This is a genomic window from Duffyella sp. Ts4 (assembly GCF_051851875.1).
In the GTDB taxonomy this organism is placed as follows: Bacteria; Pseudomonadota; Gammaproteobacteria; order Enterobacterales; family Enterobacteriaceae; genus Duffyella; species Duffyella gerundensis.
In genome coordinates this window covers 467,119-481,545 of record NZ_JBLYPN010000003.1, presented here as the reverse complement: position 1 = coordinate 481,545, position 14,427 = coordinate 467,119, and the positions used below count along the sequence as shown (strand labels likewise).

The 14,427-nt window shown below is 57.7% G+C and carries 15 protein-coding genes; 7 read left to right on the top strand and 8 right to left on the bottom strand.

The window, feature by feature from the left end; genetic code table 11:
- Positions 1–32 precede the first annotated feature (32 nt).
- The gene (locus tag ACJY2L_RS07630) at positions 33–923 is read left to right on the top strand and encodes a MurR/RpiR family transcriptional regulator (protein ID WP_439213518.1); all 891 of its coding nucleotides are present in this window, start codon (positions 33–35) and stop codon (positions 921–923) included.
- A 6-nt stretch (positions 924–929) separates the two neighbouring features.
- Here the strand turns inward: ACJY2L_RS07630 and ACJY2L_RS07625 are convergent, their stop codons facing one another.
- From ACJY2L_RS07625 to ACJY2L_RS07615, 3 genes are all read right to left on the bottom strand, one after another.
- Positions 930–1,721: an ABC transporter ATP-binding protein gene (locus ACJY2L_RS07625; protein ID WP_439213478.1), complete on the bottom strand. Its 792-nt coding sequence runs from the start codon at positions 1,719–1,721 to the stop codon at positions 930–932.
- Positions 1,718–2,788, bottom strand: a complete 1,071-nt coding sequence (locus ACJY2L_RS07620; protein WP_439213477.1) for a FecCD family ABC transporter permease — start codon at positions 2,786–2,788, stop codon at positions 1,718–1,720. The genes ACJY2L_RS07625 and ACJY2L_RS07620 overlap by 4 nt, the downstream gene beginning before the upstream one ends.
- Before the next feature lie 72 nt (positions 2,789–2,860).
- The gene (locus ACJY2L_RS07615) at positions 2,861–3,766 is read right to left on the bottom strand and encodes a LysR substrate-binding domain-containing protein (protein ID WP_439213475.1); all 906 of its coding nucleotides are present in this window, start codon (positions 3,764–3,766) and stop codon (positions 2,861–2,863) included.
- Between the two features lie 104 nt (positions 3,767–3,870).
- On the opposite strand from ACJY2L_RS07615, the gene budA reads away from it, so the two are divergent.
- Genes budA through ACJY2L_RS07600 form a run of 3 tightly spaced genes read left to right on the top strand, consistent with a single transcriptional unit; the run spans position 3,871 to position 7,139 of the window.
- Positions 3,871–4,653 (top strand): acetolactate decarboxylase, encoded by a 783-nt coding sequence (budA, locus tag ACJY2L_RS07610; protein WP_067435811.1) that lies wholly within the window; start codon positions 3,871–3,873, stop codon positions 4,651–4,653.
- A gap of 15 nt (positions 4,654–4,668) precedes the next feature.
- Entirely contained in the window at positions 4,669–6,345 is a 1,677-nt protein-coding gene (gene alsS, locus ACJY2L_RS07605) for an acetolactate synthase AlsS (protein ID WP_067435815.1), read from the top strand.
- A gap of 20 nt (positions 6,346–6,365) precedes the next feature.
- Positions 6,366–7,139, top strand: coding sequence for a (S)-acetoin forming diacetyl reductase (locus ACJY2L_RS07600; RefSeq protein WP_439213474.1), 774 nt, complete (start codon positions 6,366–6,368; stop codon positions 7,137–7,139).
- A 19-nt stretch (positions 7,140–7,158) separates the two neighbouring features.
- Here ACJY2L_RS07600 and ACJY2L_RS07595 read toward each other — a convergent pair whose 3' ends face one another.
- Both ACJY2L_RS07595 and ACJY2L_RS07590 read right to left on the bottom strand, forming a co-directional pair.
- On the bottom strand, positions 7,159–7,473 hold the full coding sequence (locus ACJY2L_RS07595) for an ArsR/SmtB family transcription factor (RefSeq protein ID WP_067435820.1): 315 nt from the start codon (positions 7,471–7,473) through the stop codon (positions 7,159–7,161).
- 17 nt (positions 7,474–7,490) lie between these two features.
- Complete coding sequence (locus ACJY2L_RS07590; RefSeq protein WP_209502838.1) at positions 7,491–8,615, bottom strand: alkene reductase; 1,125 nt, start codon at positions 8,613–8,615, stop codon at positions 7,491–7,493.
- Positions 8,616–8,908: 293 nt separating this feature from the next.
- Here ACJY2L_RS07590 and ACJY2L_RS07585 point away from each other — a divergent pair, with 293 nt between their 5' ends.
- On the top strand, positions 8,909–10,123 hold the full coding sequence (locus ACJY2L_RS07585) for a diguanylate phosphodiesterase (protein WP_439213473.1): 1,215 nt from the start codon (positions 8,909–8,911) through the stop codon (positions 10,121–10,123).
- 36 nt (positions 10,124–10,159) lie between these two features.
- Here the strand turns inward: ACJY2L_RS07585 and ACJY2L_RS07580 are convergent, their stop codons facing one another.
- Positions 10,160–11,326 carry an alpha/beta hydrolase-fold protein gene (locus ACJY2L_RS07580; RefSeq protein WP_439213472.1) on the bottom strand — a complete coding sequence of 389 codons (1,167 nt, stop codon included), beginning with the start codon at positions 11,324–11,326 and terminating at the stop codon, positions 10,160–10,162.
- A 221-nt stretch (positions 11,327–11,547) separates the two neighbouring features.
- Here ACJY2L_RS07580 and ACJY2L_RS07575 point away from each other — a divergent pair, with 221 nt between their 5' ends.
- Positions 11,548–11,952: a hypothetical protein gene (locus tag ACJY2L_RS07575; protein ID WP_439213470.1), complete on the top strand. Its 405-nt coding sequence runs from the start codon at positions 11,548–11,550 to the stop codon at positions 11,950–11,952.
- 38 nt (positions 11,953–11,990) lie between these two features.
- Here ACJY2L_RS07575 and ACJY2L_RS07570 read toward each other — a convergent pair whose 3' ends face one another.
- Entirely contained in the window at positions 11,991–12,332 is a 342-nt protein-coding gene (locus ACJY2L_RS07570; RefSeq protein ID WP_067435836.1) for a winged helix-turn-helix transcriptional regulator, read from the bottom strand.
- A 92-nt stretch (positions 12,333–12,424) separates the two neighbouring features.
- Here ACJY2L_RS07570 and ACJY2L_RS07565 point away from each other — a divergent pair, with 92 nt between their 5' ends.
- Positions 12,425–13,174 carry an SDR family NAD(P)-dependent oxidoreductase gene (locus ACJY2L_RS07565; protein WP_439213469.1) on the top strand — a complete coding sequence of 250 codons (750 nt, stop codon included), beginning with the start codon at positions 12,425–12,427 and terminating at the stop codon, positions 13,172–13,174.
- Between the two features lie 217 nt (positions 13,175–13,391).
- Here the strand turns inward: ACJY2L_RS07565 and ACJY2L_RS07560 are convergent, their stop codons facing one another.
- Positions 13,392–14,144, bottom strand: coding sequence for an NAD-dependent epimerase/dehydratase family protein (locus tag ACJY2L_RS07560; RefSeq protein ID WP_439213468.1), 753 nt, complete (start codon positions 14,142–14,144; stop codon positions 13,392–13,394).
- Positions 14,145–14,427: the final 283 nt, after the last annotated feature.

Here is a 14,427-nt window from a genome sequence, read left to right as displayed (position 1 = left end):
CTCACACACTGAATGCTAACCCGGAGCAGATGATGGCCGCCGATAACAGCCTTAAAAATCGTACCGACCTGCTGGGCGAACGTTTCCGCCTGCGTGAGGCGCAGCTCTCGCCGCGTCTGCAGGCGGTGGCGCGTTACATCAATACGCATCGCGAGAGCGTGCTCGACAGCACGGCAATTGAGATCGCACGGGCGACCAACACCTCTGATGCCACGGTAATCCGTGCGGTGCAGGCGTTGGGGTTTGATGGCCTGCGCGAGCTGAAGCAGACACTGCAAGCCTGGTTCGGCCCGGCGATGAACTCAGCGGAGAAGATGAGCACCACGGTCAGTGAACTGGCCAGCGACGTCAATGCGGGCATCGATTTTGTGTTGCAGGGTCATCAGCGCGCCTGCGAAGTGCTGGCGGCGGCGGCAAATCGTCAGGCGGTTACCGCGGCGGTGACGCAGCTCAGCGAGGCGCGGCAGGTGGCTATTTTTGGCATTAATGCCTCGGGTATTCTGGCGGATTACAGCACGCGGCTGTTCATTCGCATCGGCCTGCCGGCGGTGAGCCTGAATCGGTCGGGCGTGGCGCTGGCGGAGCAACTGCTGGCGTTGCAGCGCGGCGACGTGCTGATCATGATGGCGCAGAAATCGGCACACCGCGAAGGCACCACGGTGATCCGCGAAGCGAAACGCCTTGGCGTACCCATTATTCTGCTCACCAGCGCCAGCGATTCATTTTTTGCCCGCGAGGCGGATGTGGTGATCAACGTGCCGCGCGGCGGTGAGAATGGCCGCATTCCGCTGCACGGCACGGTGCTGGTCTGTCTGGAGATGATCGTGCTGTCGGTGGCGACGGCGATGTCAACGCGCACCGTGAAAACCATGAAGCGCTTGCAGGATCTCTATCGCGGCCTGAAGCCCGCCAGCCGCAAATAGTGTCGTTTACCCCAGCCGCGCAGGCATTAGCCCGTCAATGATCACCTGCGGCGTGCCCTGTGAGCAATGCTCAATACGGCCTTTAACGCCATACACACTGGCCAGCGTCTCCGGCACGATAACCTGTTCCGGCGCGCCTTCGGCAATCAGCTTGCCCTGTTTCAGCATCAGCGCGTGATCGCCGTGGCGCAGGGCAATATTGATATCATGCACCACCACCACGGTGATCATATTGCGGGCGGCAGTTTCGCGACGAACCAGATCCATGACGTGAAACTGATAGTTGAGATCCAGCGCGCTCAGCGGTTCATCCAGTAGCAATAACTGTGGCCGCCGAATCAGTGACTGCGCGAGACCCACCAGCTGTTTTTGCCCGCCGGATAGCTCGTCGAGATAACGCATCGCCAGATGCGCAATGCCGAGTTGCTCCAGCAGCGCGAGCACCTCCTGCTGCGCCGCCGTGCTCAGCCTGCCGCCCGAGGCGCGCTGCGCCACGATAATCGATTCGAGTACGTGCAGATGCACGCCCGCAGGCAGCGACTGCGGCAGATAAACTACCCGTTCAGCACGTTGGGCAAACGGCTGTTTCATCAGGTCATTGCCGTTGAGCCAGACCTCACCGTGCCCTTTGCCAAGGCCCGCCAGCGCGCGCAGCAGGGTCGATTTACCGCAGCCGTTTGGCCCGAGCAGCACGGTGATTTTACCCGGTGGCAGCGGCGCTACCTGTAAATTTTCCAGCACCGGCTGCTTGCGATACCCGGCGCTGAAATCGCGCAGGCGTAATCCCTGTTCGCTCATACGTTCCCCCGGTGGCGCAAAATGATGCTGAGAAAGAACGGTACGCCAACCAGCGAGGTCACAATGCCCACCGGCACGATCACGCCCGGCACGATATTCTTCGAGACCACCGAGGCGATCGACAGCACCAGCGCGCCGATCAGCGCACTGGCAGGCAGATAAAACCGGTGATCCTCACCAAACATCAGGCGGGCGATGTGCGGGGCGACCAGGCCGATAAAGCCGATCGGTCCGACAAACGCCACCGCCAGCGCCGACAGAATACTGATGCGCAGCAGGGTGGTCAGCCGCAGACGGCGCACGTCGATGCCAAAACTCACCGCCCGATCTTCCCCCAGCCGGAGTGCGGTCAGCTTCCAGCTGCTGCGCAGCGAGAAGGGCAGCAGCACCAGCAGCGCGGCGCTGAGCACGCCGAGCTTGTCCCAGGATGCGCGCGCCAGACTGCCCATGGTCCAGAACACCAGGCCCTGCAACGTATCCTCCGTAGCGATGAACTGCATCATCGACACCAGCGCATTGAAGGTAAACACCAGCGCAATGCCAAACAGCACCACGCCGGATGAGGAAACCTGGGTCCAGCGGCTGATGCCGTCGAGCATCAGCGCGGCAAAAAGGGCAAACACGAAGGCGTTGGCTGAGATAAACCACTGATCGGCGATGCCAGGAATGCCAATACCGAGCACGATCGCCAGCGCCGCGCCAAATGCCGCCGCCGATGAGACGCCAAGAGTAAAGGGGCTGGCCAGCGGGTTGTTAAGGATGGTCTGCATTTCAGCACCGGCGAGGCCAAGTGCGGCACCCACCACCATCGCCATCAGGGCATAGGGCAGACGAATATCCCAGACGATGATGCGCGTACCGTCATCCACGCTGGCCGGTTCGCGCAGCGCATGCCAAAACGTCTCCAGCGACAGTCCGGCGGGACCGAGAGTGAAATCCAGCAGCAGCGAAGCGAGAATCGCCAGCAGCAGCACGCCAATCCACAGCAGGCGGCGGCGCAGCACCCGCTGATACTGGGCCATCGCGTCCGGCTGGGCCAGCGGCGAAGAGTCGGTTGTCATGATCAAATCCTGTGTGACCGGCAAAAAAGCGCAGCCACAATAGTGCAGGTGATAATAATTATCAATTCTGCGCCGGGGTCATGACGTGGATTTGCCCGCCTCTTGCTGTTCTGCCAGCAGCCCGATCAGATGACGCACCGCTACCGACGGGTTATTACGCCGCCACGCCAGCGCCACATCGGTAAACAGCGTGTTACCGCTAATGGGATGAAAGCGCACGTGGGGATGGCTGATACAGGTCATCGATTCCGGCACGATGGAAAAACCGCAGCCCGCGGCGACCATGCCGAGCGAAGAGGCGATTTGCGGCGACTGAAGCAGCGCATCGGGATGAAAACCGGCGCGCAGGCAGCTGCTGATCACCAGCTCATAGAGGCTGGGCGCCACTTCACGCGGAAACATGATCATCTGCTCGCCGATCAGCTGGCTTAACGACAGCGACGGGCTGCCGCTGAGCGGGTGCGATGCCGACAGTGCAATCAGCATACGCTCGGTGGCGATCACCTTGAGGTTAAACGCCTTGCTGCTTTCGCACGGCAGACGAATAAACGCCGCATCCAGCAGCCCATCCTGCAAATCCTCCATCAGCGACGCCATGTTCTCTTCACGGGTCAGCAAGTCCAGCGCCGGATAGCGCGCCCTCACATCACGCAGCAGCTGAAACACCGCCGGATGAAAGGCCACTGAACTGGCAAAACCCAGCGAGAGCTGGCCGCTGATGCCACGCGCAATGCCGCGCGCCTTCTCCAGCGCATGATCCGCCAGTGCGACAATCTGACAGGCATCCTGATAAAACGCGCTGCCCGCTTCGGTCAGCGCTACGCCGCGCGTCAGTCGTTTAAGCAACGGCGTACCGATCTCCCGCTCCAGCCGCAGGATCTGCTGGCTGAGCGGCGGCTGTGAAATGCCGAGCATTTCGGCGGCACGGGTAAAATTTTGCGTTTGCGCAACGGCAACGAAATAACGCAGATGGCGAAGTTCCATATCAAAAACGTCTCAAAGTGGTGGACTTTCGGTATTGGTATTCACCGCTGAACCGAGTCAACATTAAGTTAATCCAGCTTAACAGTTAATCGACGAGGTAACGTATGACCAATTCTGTAACCGATTGTTTATGCGAGGAACAACTTGTAAACACCGTCAGAGGCTTACAGCAGAACAAGCCAGAAAGTGTTATCTATCAAACCTCACTGATGAGTGCCTTGCTCAGCGGCGTTTATGACGGTACCACCCGCGTGGCAGAGTTACTGCAAAAAGGGGATTTTGGCCTCGGCACCTTCAATCAACTCGACGGTGAACTGATCGCGTTTGACAGCGAAGTTTATCAACTGCGCTCTGACGGCAGCGCCAGGGAAGCGGATCCTGAGCAAAAAACGCCGTTTGCGGTCATGACCTTTTTCAATCCGCAGTATGAACATCGTTTTGACCGCGCCGCCAGCCGCGACGAGGTGCATCAGGTGATTGATCAGCAGGTGCGCTCCGATAATCAGTTCTGCGCGCTGCGCATCAGCGGCCGCTTCTCCTCGGTGCAAACCCGCACCGTGCCCTGCCAGTTCCGGCCTTATCGCTCCATGCCTGAAGTGCTGGATAAACAGCCGGTGTTCCGCTTCAACGACTGTCAGGGCGAACTGATCGGCTTCCGTACGCCGCAGTATATGCAGGGCATTAACGTTGCCGGTTACCACGAACATTTTATTACCCGCGATCGCAAGGGCGGCGGCCATCTGCTCGATTATGTCCTGGAAGCGGGCGTGCTGACCTTTGGCGAGATCAGCAAATTAGTGATCGATCTGCCGCGCGATAACGATTTTCTGCGCGCCAACCTGAACCCTGACAATCTCGACGCGGCTATCCGCGCGGTTGAAAGCTAACCTGAGGCGAAAACCATGAAGAATCCTGAAAGCAAAATTTGGCAACACGGCGCCGATCTGGTGGTGGCACAGCTGGAAGCGCAGGGCGTTAAGCATGTGTTCGGCATTCCCGGTGCAAAAATCGATAAGGTGTTTGATTCGCTGCTCGATTCCACCATTCAAACCATTCCGGTGCGCCATGAAGCCAACGCCGCCTTTATGGCCGCGGCGGTGGGTCGCCTGACCAGCAACGCAGGTGTGGCGCTGGTTACCTCCGGTCCTGGCTGTTCCAACCTGATTACCGGCATGGCCACCGCCACCAGCGAAGGCGATCCGGTGGTGGCTATCGGCGGCGCGGTGAAGCGTGCCGACAGCGCCAAGCTGGTGCATCAGAGCATGGATACCGTCTCGATGTTCCGTCCGGTCACCAAATATGCGGTGGAAGTCACCGATTCGTCCGCACTGGCAGAAGCGGTTTCCAACGCCTTTCGCTATGCCGAGCAGGGCCGCGGCGGCAGCAGCTTTATCAGCCTGCCGCAGGATATTGTCGACCAGCCCGCCAGCGGCCAGCTGTTGAGCAGCAAGGCGCGGGTTCAGCTCGGCGCGGCGCCGGATGCCACTATCGATGCGGTAGCACGCGAGATTGCGCAAGCGAAAAACCCGGTGTTTCTGCTCGGCCTGATGGCCAGCCAGCCGGAAAACAGCGAGGCGCTGCATCGCCTGCTGGCGCGCAGCCATATTCCGGTCACCAGCACCTATCAGGCAGCGGGCGCGGTACGTCAGGAGCACTTCTCCCGTTTTGCCGGTCGCGTTGGTCTGTTTAACAATCAGGCGGGCGATCGCCTGCTGCAACAGGCCGATCTGATCGTCACCATTGGCTACAGCCCGGTGGAATATGAACCGGCGATGTGGAACAGCGGCAACGCCACGCTGATTCACATTGATGTGATCCCGGCGGAAACCGACAACCGCTATCTGCCGGATGCCGAGCTGGTAGGCGATATCGCCGCCACCCTGGACAAGCTCGCTGCGCGCATTGAACAGCCTTTGCAGCTCAGCCAGGCCGCCGCCGCCGTGCTCGACGATCGTCAGCATCAGCGTGAGCTGCTGGCGCTACAGGGCAAAAACCTCAACCAGTTTGCCCTGCACCCGCTGCGTATTGTGCGGGCAATGCAGGACATCATTAACAGCGACGTCACGCTGACGGTGGATATGGGCAGTTTCCATATCTGGATCGCCCGTTATCTCTACAGCTTCCGTGCGCGTCAAATCATGATCTCCAACGGCCAGCAAACCATGGGCGTCGCGCTGCCGTGGGCCATCGGTGCCTGGCTGGTCGATCCTGGCCGCAAAGTGGTGTCCGTCTCCGGCGACGGCGGCTTCCTGCAGTCGAGCATGGAGCTGGAAACCGCGGTGCGGCTCAAAGCCAACGTGCTACACATCATCTGGGTGGATGAGGCCTACAACATGGTGGCGATGCAGGAAGAGAAAAAATATCAGCGCGTTTCCGGCGTGAAGTTTGGCCCGGTTGATTTCAAAGCCTATGCCGAAGCCTTTGGCGCCGCCGGTTTTGCCGTCAACAGCGCTGCCGAACTGGAACCGACTCTGCGTAAAGCGATGGATGTGCAGGGCCCGGCGGTAGTGGCGGTGCCGGTTGACTATGCCGACAACCATCTGCTGATGGGTCAGCTGCATCTGAATCAGATTCTGTGATCATTAAGAGGGAAGAGAACATGAAAACCAAAGTTGCACTTGTCACTGGCGCAGGCCAGGGAATTGGACGGGCGATTGCCCTGCGTCTGGCAAAAGAGGGTTTTGCCGTGGCGGTCACCGATTACAACGCCACTACCGCAGAGCAGGTCGCGGCGGAAATCAACGGCGCCGGTGGCAAAGCGCTGGCGTTACAGCTTAACGTCGCCAGCCGTGAACAGGTGTTTGCCGCTGTAGAACAGACGCGCGAGAAACTGGGCGGCTTTGACGTGATCGTGAATAACGCGGGCATTGCGCCGTCAACACCTATCGACGAAATCACCGAAGAGGTGATCGACAACGTCTACAACATCAACGTGAAAGGGGTGATTTGGGGCATTCAGGCTGCGGTTAAGGCATTCAAAGCGCAGGGTCAGGGCGGTAAAATCATCAACGCCTGTTCGCAAGCGGGCCACGTCGGCAATCCAGAGCTGGCGGTCTACAGCTCCAGTAAATTCGCGGTGCGCGGCTTAACCCAGACCGCCGCCCGGGATTTGGCACCGGCGGGCATCACTGTTAACGCTTACTGTCCAGGCATTGTAAAAACGCCGATGTGGGAAGAGATCGATCGGCAGATTTCCAGCGCCGCGGGCAAAGCGCCAGGCTACGGTACGCAAGAGTTCGCCAAACGCATCACGCTGGGACGGCTCTCCGAACCGGAAGACGTTGCCGCCTGCGTGGCCTATCTGGCCAGCCCCGATTCCGATTACATGACCGGCCAGTCGCTGCTGATCGATGGCGGCATGGTATTTAACTAAGCACAGGGTGGGCAGTGGATCACAGCTCCTGTAAACAGCGCGTCACGGAAGCCATGGTTTCCTGCATACGCGCTTCGCAGCGGCGATAGTAAGTCCACTTGCCCACTTTGCTCGCCTCAACCAGCCCGGCATCGTGCAGCGCCTTCAGGCAAAGCGAGGTGGCGGGCTGTGACAAGCCCGCCTTATCCTGAATCAGGCTGGCACACACGCCGTAAACGTCAAAATCGTACAGCTGGCTGTAGCCAGCGAACGACTCCGCCGGGTTTTTCAGCCACTTCAATACCGCCACGCGCGTTGGGTTTGCCAACAGCTTTATGGCATTTTCAGGTGTCATGCCGCCTCACAGACGTATCAGGATGAATAATAAGGGTAGTCAGTATATCCCTTATGGTTGCCGCCATACAGCGATGCGCTATCCGCCTCGTTCAGCGGATGTCCCGCCGCAATGCGTGCTGGCAGATCGGGGTTGGCAATAAAGCTGCGTCCAAAACCAAACAGATCGCCCCAGCCTTTTTCCAGCATCGTCTGCGCTTTCTGTGGCGTATAGCGACCGGCATACATGATGGTGGCGCTAAAGGTGCGGCGCAGATCGGCGCGGAAATCTTCCGGCATGTCCGGGCTGTTATCCCAGTCCGCTTCGGCAATGGAAAGATAGCCGATACGCAGCGTATCCAGCAGTTTAGCGGCGGTGATGTAGGTGTGATGCGGATCGCTTTCCACCAGGCCAAGATAAACGCGCTCTTCGTCGGTGCTGGTAAACAGTGGCGCAAAACGCACGCCGACGCGCTGGCTGCCAAACACCGCGCTAACCGCTTCAACGATCTCTTTCAGGAAACGCAGACGGTTTTCCAGCGAGCCGCCATATTCATCGGTGCGCAGGTTGGTGTGCTCAGAGATGAACTGATTGATCAAATAACCGTTGGCCGCGTGCAGCTCAACGCCGTCGAAGCCTGCCGCTTTGGCATTTTCTGCCGCAGTGCGATAAAGCTCAACAATCGCTTTCACTTCCTCCGTGCTCAGGGCGCGCGGCATCTCTGGCGCGGTCAGAATGCCTTCTGCCGGTCCGGTTTCGATGAACACGCGCACACCGGTTGCCGCTACGGCAGAAGGGGCTACCGGCGGCTGGTTGTCGGGTTGCAGCGCGCTATGCGAGACGCGGCCTACGTGCCACAGCTGACAAAACAGCGTGCCGCCCGCCTGATGCACCGCGTCGGTGACTTTCTTCCAGCCCGCAATCTGTTCGGCGCTGTGGATGCCCGGTGTCCAGGCGTAGCCCTGACCGCGCGGCTCAATTTGCGTGCCTTCGGTGACCATAAAACCGGCGCTGGCGCGCTGGCGATAATATTCCACCATCAGATCGCCAGGTACGTTACCCGGCTGCTCACTGCGGCAGCGGGTCAGCGGCGGCAGGGCGATTCGGTTGCGTAACGTCAGCTCGCCGAGCGCGAGAGGAGAGAACAGAGAAGGTGCAGACATAACCATTAATCCTTAGCAAAATGAGCGCGCATTATATTTATACATTTAAATATTTAAATGTGTATTTTGTGCGGTGCCTATATTTTTGCCGATCTCTCGCGGCAATGACCGCCAATGAGATAAATAAAAAACGCGTCAGGCCGATAAGGGAATAACGGCGCGGCGCCTGCGCGTGGCATAGTGAGCGCATTAATGTTAAAGCGATGGCAAAAACTGACGCTCAACGGCTTAAACATTCAGTTTTCTGTAATAATTATCCTTAACGAATGGCTGTGCATTCACAGGAACCCTTGATGCTTTCGACAATAATTTACCGTAGCTGCCCGGAGCAGAGCATGGATGCCGACAGCCTGAACAAGATTGTGGCGCACTCCCGCCATAAAAACGAACGCGTCAGCGTCACCGGTATTCTGCTCTATGACGGCACGCATTTTTTCCAGGTGCTGGAAGGGCCGGTTGACGCGGTAAACCGGGTATTTGATCGCATCAGCGCTGATGCTCGCCATTACCAGATTGTTGAAATCATGCGTGATTATGCTCCGAGCCGCCGCTTCGGCAAGCTCGGCATGGAAACCGTCGATCTGCGCGATTATCCCGAAGAGAACCTGCTGCTGGCGCTGCTGCAAAAAAGCACCATCAATACACAGTTTAGTTATGACGATCGGGTGCTGAAATTCATCAAGGCGTTTATTGCGGGTCGCTGGCGTCATACGCTGGTGCCACAACAACAGATTGTGGCAACCCGTTTTACTACTCAGGATACGACATTTAAGCTCGCCGACGACGCCTTGCATCAGCCCTGCCAGTTCGCCATGCAACCGATTATCGATGCGGTGGATAAACAGGTGGTGGCGCTGGAAGCGTTGATTCGCTCGCCACAGGGCGGTTCGCCGGAAGCCTTCTTTGCCGCGCTCTCCGGTGAGCAGCTCTATACAACCGATCTGCAATCCAAGCGCTACGCCTTTGAACTGGCGAAGAAAATCGATTTGGGATGCACGTCGATTTCGGTGAATTTGCTGCCGATGTCGCTGATCACCGTGCCCAATGCGGTGGAATTTCTGCTGGATGAGATTGCGCGCTGTGGGCTGGTGCCGCAGCAGGTGATCGTTGAGATCACCGAAAGCGAAATGATCTCCCGTTTTGACGAGTTTGAGATTGTGATCCGTCGGCTCAAATCCGCCGGGCTGGTGCTGGCGATTGACGACTTTGGTGCCGGTTATGCCGGGCTGTCGCTGCTGGCGCGCTTTCAGCCCGATCGCATTAAGATCGATCGTGCCATTATCAGCAACGTGCATAAAAGTGAGGCGCGACAGGCGATTGTGCGGGCGATCATCGAATGCTGCTCGTCGCTGGAAATTGAGATCATTGCGGAAGGGGTAGAGCAGCCGGAAGAGTGGCACTGGCTTGATGCGGTAGGTATTCGCTACTTTCAGGGCTTTCTGTTTGCCAAACCGCAGCTCAACGGCGTGGGAAAGGTCACCTATCCGCTGGAAAGCTCAATGCAATAACGCCCCGCAGCGCGAGGCGTTTATCATGGTGCTTACTTAACGGAACAGCTTCTGCACAAAGTCGATGTAAGCTGGACGCCAGACGCCCATTTCATGCCCCAACTGCGGATAGCTGTGCCAGTCGGTTTTCACCCCACCTTTGTCGAGCTGCGCTTTTAACACCTTCACGTCGTTACCGGTGGTGACATCTTTATCGCCGACCACCAGCGTAAACAGCTTCAGCTGCTGATTGATCGCCTCCGGGTTAGCCAGTCGGGCGGCCACCTGCGCGTCGGGCACCGTTGCTGTGGTAACGCCGCTGAATACGCCCAGCCAGGCGAAGCGATCGAGATGGCGCATACCGCTAACCAGCGCCTGATAACCACCCTGCGACAATCCCGCCAGCGCCTGACCTTCCGCATCGCTGCGCACGTGATAGCGCGCCGCGATCTTCGGCATGATCTCCTGAATTAACTCTTTATCCGCCGCATCGGCGTTGCGCGGATAAAACACCTTGCGGCGTTCGCCAGGGGCAAAATTCTCCGGAATCGCATCGGCAATATCGGTTTCGGTATCCGGGATCACCACCAGCATCGGTTTGATCTTCTTCCCGGCCAGCAGGTTATCCATGATTTGCGGCACGCGTCCCTGATTTATTGCCGACAGCGCGGTATCGCCAAAGCCGTGATAGTAGTAAAGCACCGGCAGCGGCGTGCTGCTTTTTTCAGCACCCGGCGGCACCCAAACCGCCAGCTGACGTTCTCGATTCAGCACCGCGGAGTGCCAGGTGAGCGTATGAATTTCCCCGTGCGGCACGTTGCGCTCATCCAGCAGGCTGCCAGGCACCAGAATCAGGCTGGTATTGATCTGACGCTGTGGTTTAGCCTGCGCAGTGCCGGTATCCAGTGTACGGAAGCCATCCACGTTGAAAAAATATTCATAGAGATCGGGCGTCTGTGGCGTGCTGGTAAAATGCCAGATGCCCTGCGCATCTTTCTGCATGGAATGAGAGACGTAGCTGTCGGGCGTTGAGCCGGTTACCACCTCCACTGTCTTCGCCGACGGTGCCCAGAGCCGCCAGGTAATGGTACGGTCGCTGTTAACCTGCGAGATGTAATTTTTAGGTGCCAACGTTTCCGGCGGTTTGACCGGCAGAGGCAACGCCATAAGCGAACAGCTCCACAAGCTGGTGGCCACACAGAGCAGGCGATAACGCGTTTTCATCTTCTATCCTTCGCTGACAGTGAGAGCGGGTAGTGTGGCACAGGCAATAAAAAACGCCTTAATTCCAATATGATAATGTGCGCCAGCCAGGATTTTTTGTGCATCAGCTCGCTTTTTTTCACTGAAATATTGCTCTGCTTTAGCCGCGCACTACGCTTAGCACTACGACATTCTGACCCACAGCGGTCAGCCTGCTGCAACCTGACAATTAAAGGAGCCGTATGCGCTCAGAAGCTGAACTGATTGCCCATCATAGCGTGGTTGAACTGCATCAATGGATTGAGGAGATTTTTACCGGCCGCACCGATCGTCCGTCGGTGCTGGAGAACCTGATGAGCAGCTTCAGCCGGGAGTTTCGTATGGTGACCACCGCCGGTCAGCACGTTGGGCTGTGCGATATTGAGACGCTGTTTCGCACGCTGGCTGGCGCACGTCCCACGCTGCGCATCGCCATCGATGAATGCGAAACCCTGCTCAGCAGCGACGACAGCGTGGTTTGCCGCTACAAAGAGACGCATCACCGTGAGGGCGAGAGCGCCAGCCGCCGATCGCTGGCGGTAATCGATATCATCGACGGTCAACCGGTGTGGCGCTTTTTGCAGGAAACCGCTATCGCTGCAGACTGAACAGGCCAGCATGTACCACGCCTTTGGACCGTTGCAATCTAGCCCTTGCCCGCACGCCGATCCAGCGCCGCGGGCATGCTGGCTCGATTAGCATTTCCCCATTCGCACAGCGGCTGCAACGCCCGCGCCAGCGTGCGGCCAAAATCGGTAATCGTATATTCCACTCGCGGCGGTACCTCCTGAAAATCATGCCGGGTCAAAATGCCATCCTGCGTGAGATCGCGCAGCTGTTGAATCAGCACCTTTTCACTGATCCCTTCCGCCAGACGCTTCAGCTCGCCAAAACGGCGCGGGCCATATTGCAGATGAAACAGCAGGATCGGCTTCCACTTACCCCCGATATAACGCAGTGCCACGTCGAGGCCACAAACAGGTTCCATGATTTTTCTCCATACTTACCTTTTGGTAGGTACTAGCTTACAGGAAAGTAAGAAATTACACTCGTTTCTCACCTCTTCATGCGGAGAACATCATGGGTAAGCTGACAGGAAAAGTTGTGGTTATTACCGGCGCCAATAGCGGCATCGGTCTCGCATCGGCTAAACGCTTTGCGGCGGAGGGCGCACGGCTGTTTCTCACCGGGCGTCGCGCCAGTGAGCTTGAGCAGGCGGTAAGCGACGTCGGGCACGGCGCAACCGGCATCGTCAGTGACGTGTCAAAGCTGGCGGATCTCGATCGGCTGTTTGAAACCGTTCGCCAGCAGGCCGGGCAGATTGATGTGCTGTTTGCCAATGCCGGCGGCGGTGACTTTGCCGCGCTGGCGGAGATCACCGAAGCGCATTACGACCGCATATTTGATACCAACGTCAAGGGCACGCTGTTCACCGTACAAAAAGCGCTGCCGTTGTTGAAGGATGGCGGTTCCATCATCCTGACCGGCTCAACCAGCGCCACCACCGGCGTGCCTGCATTCAGCGTTTACAGCGCCAGTAAAGCGGCATTACGCAACTTTGCTCGCGCCTGGATTCTGGATCTGGCTCCGCGCAAAATTCGCGTTAACGTGCTGGTGCCCGGCGCGACCGCTACGCCAGGCTGGCACGGTTTGTCCTCAGATGCAGCGATGAACCAGCAGATGGTGCGCGCGGTAGAACAGAGCACGCCGTTAGCCCGGCTGGCAGAACCGTCGGAAGTCGCCGCCGCCGCGCTGTTTCTGGCTTCTGATGACAGCAGCTTTGTTAACGGCAGTGAGCTGTTCGTCGACGGCGGCGCGGCGCAGATATAATAAGCTCGCTTTTTGCCGACCGGTTCGTTGAATCGATGCAGGAAACAGCCTGCGCGTCGATAGTCGTTGCAGGCTGGCTATCAGCGCGCTTTAAACCCTGTGGTCTGTATGCAGGCAAGCGCCTTAACGTGCCTTTTGGCGGTTCGTGCTGGATGAGGTTACAGGCGCTACTGCGGCTTCTGGTTCACGATAATGAGACATCACCGCGGTAAACGACTCATTGAAGCAGCACCGCTGCCGGATCAAATTCTTTAAAAGCGTCATCGACCGGCTGATAACCCAACACTTCGCACGTACGGGAGAGATCGAATCGCTTGAAGCGATTATCTGAAATGCCATAACCAATAAAAAAGGTAATGTTTTCAGCTTCTGTTGCGCGGGTGATTAAATTTACTGCATCTCCGGGGCTAAGCCAGGCGCTGTAATCCCTGGCGGTTTTAAGCGCGTCAGCCTCTTTATGCTCAAAGGCGCCGATCCTGAGTGCTACGCAGGAAAGCCCATGCTGAGTGGCATAAAAGGAACAGAGCGCCTCACCATAACACTTCGTTACGCCGTAAAGATTGGCGGGCGATACGCCCAGACCCGGATGGATTTGCACATCAACCGGATATCCTTCAATCGTCTGGGCGCTGCTGGCAAAAACAAAACGCTGGCAGGATGAGGTCGCCGCCGCTTCAAGCAGCCAGGTGGTAGACAGGATGTTAGCCGGCAGCAGCTTTTCAAATGCGGCATCCGCATCAGGAATGCCTGCCAGGTGAACGATCGCGTCCGGCTGTGCCTCGGCCAGCAACTTTTTCGCCGACGCCGCCAGCGACAGGTCCGTTTGAATGAACCGATGCGGAGAGGCAATCGCATAATCTGGCGGGTTAAGATCGGTCAAAACAAAGTCATAGGTCGCGCTCATTGCCTGGAAAAAGGTCCGTCCAATACGGCCACTTGCACCGGTAAGCAGTATCTTTTTTGCTGTCATTGCGTCGTTATCCTGATTTCAGTAAGGCTGATGAATGAGGGATAGTGCATTGACCAAACAGTATCACGTCGCCTTTTAAAGAGATGTGTCATGCGCCTGCGGCATGATTTCTGTCCTGTGCAGCACTGTTTTATCTCTACCACTGCTCCCGGCACGCCAGCTTATGCCCACGGATAAACCAGCCTCAGAAATCCGCTGTTCACTCATAAAAACAGCAGGCACAGGCTGCTTTCGATATTCCCGCCCGGGATCCACATCCTGATAAAGACAAAAGTTTACACGG

Coding starts and splice junctions, on each gene's coding strand:
- ACJY2L_RS07630 (WP_439213518.1), top strand. CDS start 33: ATGGCCGCCGATAACAGCCTTAAAAATCGTACCGACCTGCTGGGCGAA.
- ACJY2L_RS07625 (WP_439213478.1), bottom strand. CDS start 1,721: ATGAGCGAACAGGGATTACGCCTGCGCGATTTCAGCGCCGGGTATCGC.
- ACJY2L_RS07615 (WP_439213475.1), bottom strand. CDS start 3,766: ATGGAACTTCGCCATCTGCGTTATTTCGTTGCCGTTGCGCAAACGCAA.
- budA (WP_067435811.1), top strand. CDS start 3,871: ATGACCAATTCTGTAACCGATTGTTTATGCGAGGAACAACTTGTAAAC.
- alsS (WP_067435815.1), top strand. CDS start 4,669: ATGAAGAATCCTGAAAGCAAAATTTGGCAACACGGCGCCGATCTGGTG.
- ACJY2L_RS07600 (WP_439213474.1), top strand. CDS start 6,366: ATGAAAACCAAAGTTGCACTTGTCACTGGCGCAGGCCAGGGAATTGGA.
- ACJY2L_RS07595 (WP_067435820.1), bottom strand. CDS start 7,473: ATGACACCTGAAAATGCCATAAAGCTGTTGGCAAACCCAACGCGCGTG.
- ACJY2L_RS07590 (WP_209502838.1), bottom strand. CDS start 8,615: ATGTCTGCACCTTCTCTGTTCTCTCCTCTCGCGCTCGGCGAGCTGACG.
- ACJY2L_RS07585 (WP_439213473.1), top strand. CDS start 8,909: ATGCTTTCGACAATAATTTACCGTAGCTGCCCGGAGCAGAGCATGGAT.
- ACJY2L_RS07580 (WP_439213472.1), bottom strand. CDS start 11,326: ATGAAAACGCGTTATCGCCTGCTCTGTGTGGCCACCAGCTTGTGGAGC.
- ACJY2L_RS07575 (WP_439213470.1), top strand. CDS start 11,548: ATGCGCTCAGAAGCTGAACTGATTGCCCATCATAGCGTGGTTGAACTG.
- ACJY2L_RS07570 (WP_067435836.1), bottom strand. CDS start 12,332: ATGGAACCTGTTTGTGGCCTCGACGTGGCACTGCGTTATATCGGGGGT.
- ACJY2L_RS07565 (WP_439213469.1), top strand. CDS start 12,425: ATGGGTAAGCTGACAGGAAAAGTTGTGGTTATTACCGGCGCCAATAGC.
- ACJY2L_RS07560 (WP_439213468.1), bottom strand. CDS start 14,144: ATGACAGCAAAAAAGATACTGCTTACCGGTGCAAGTGGCCGTATTGGA.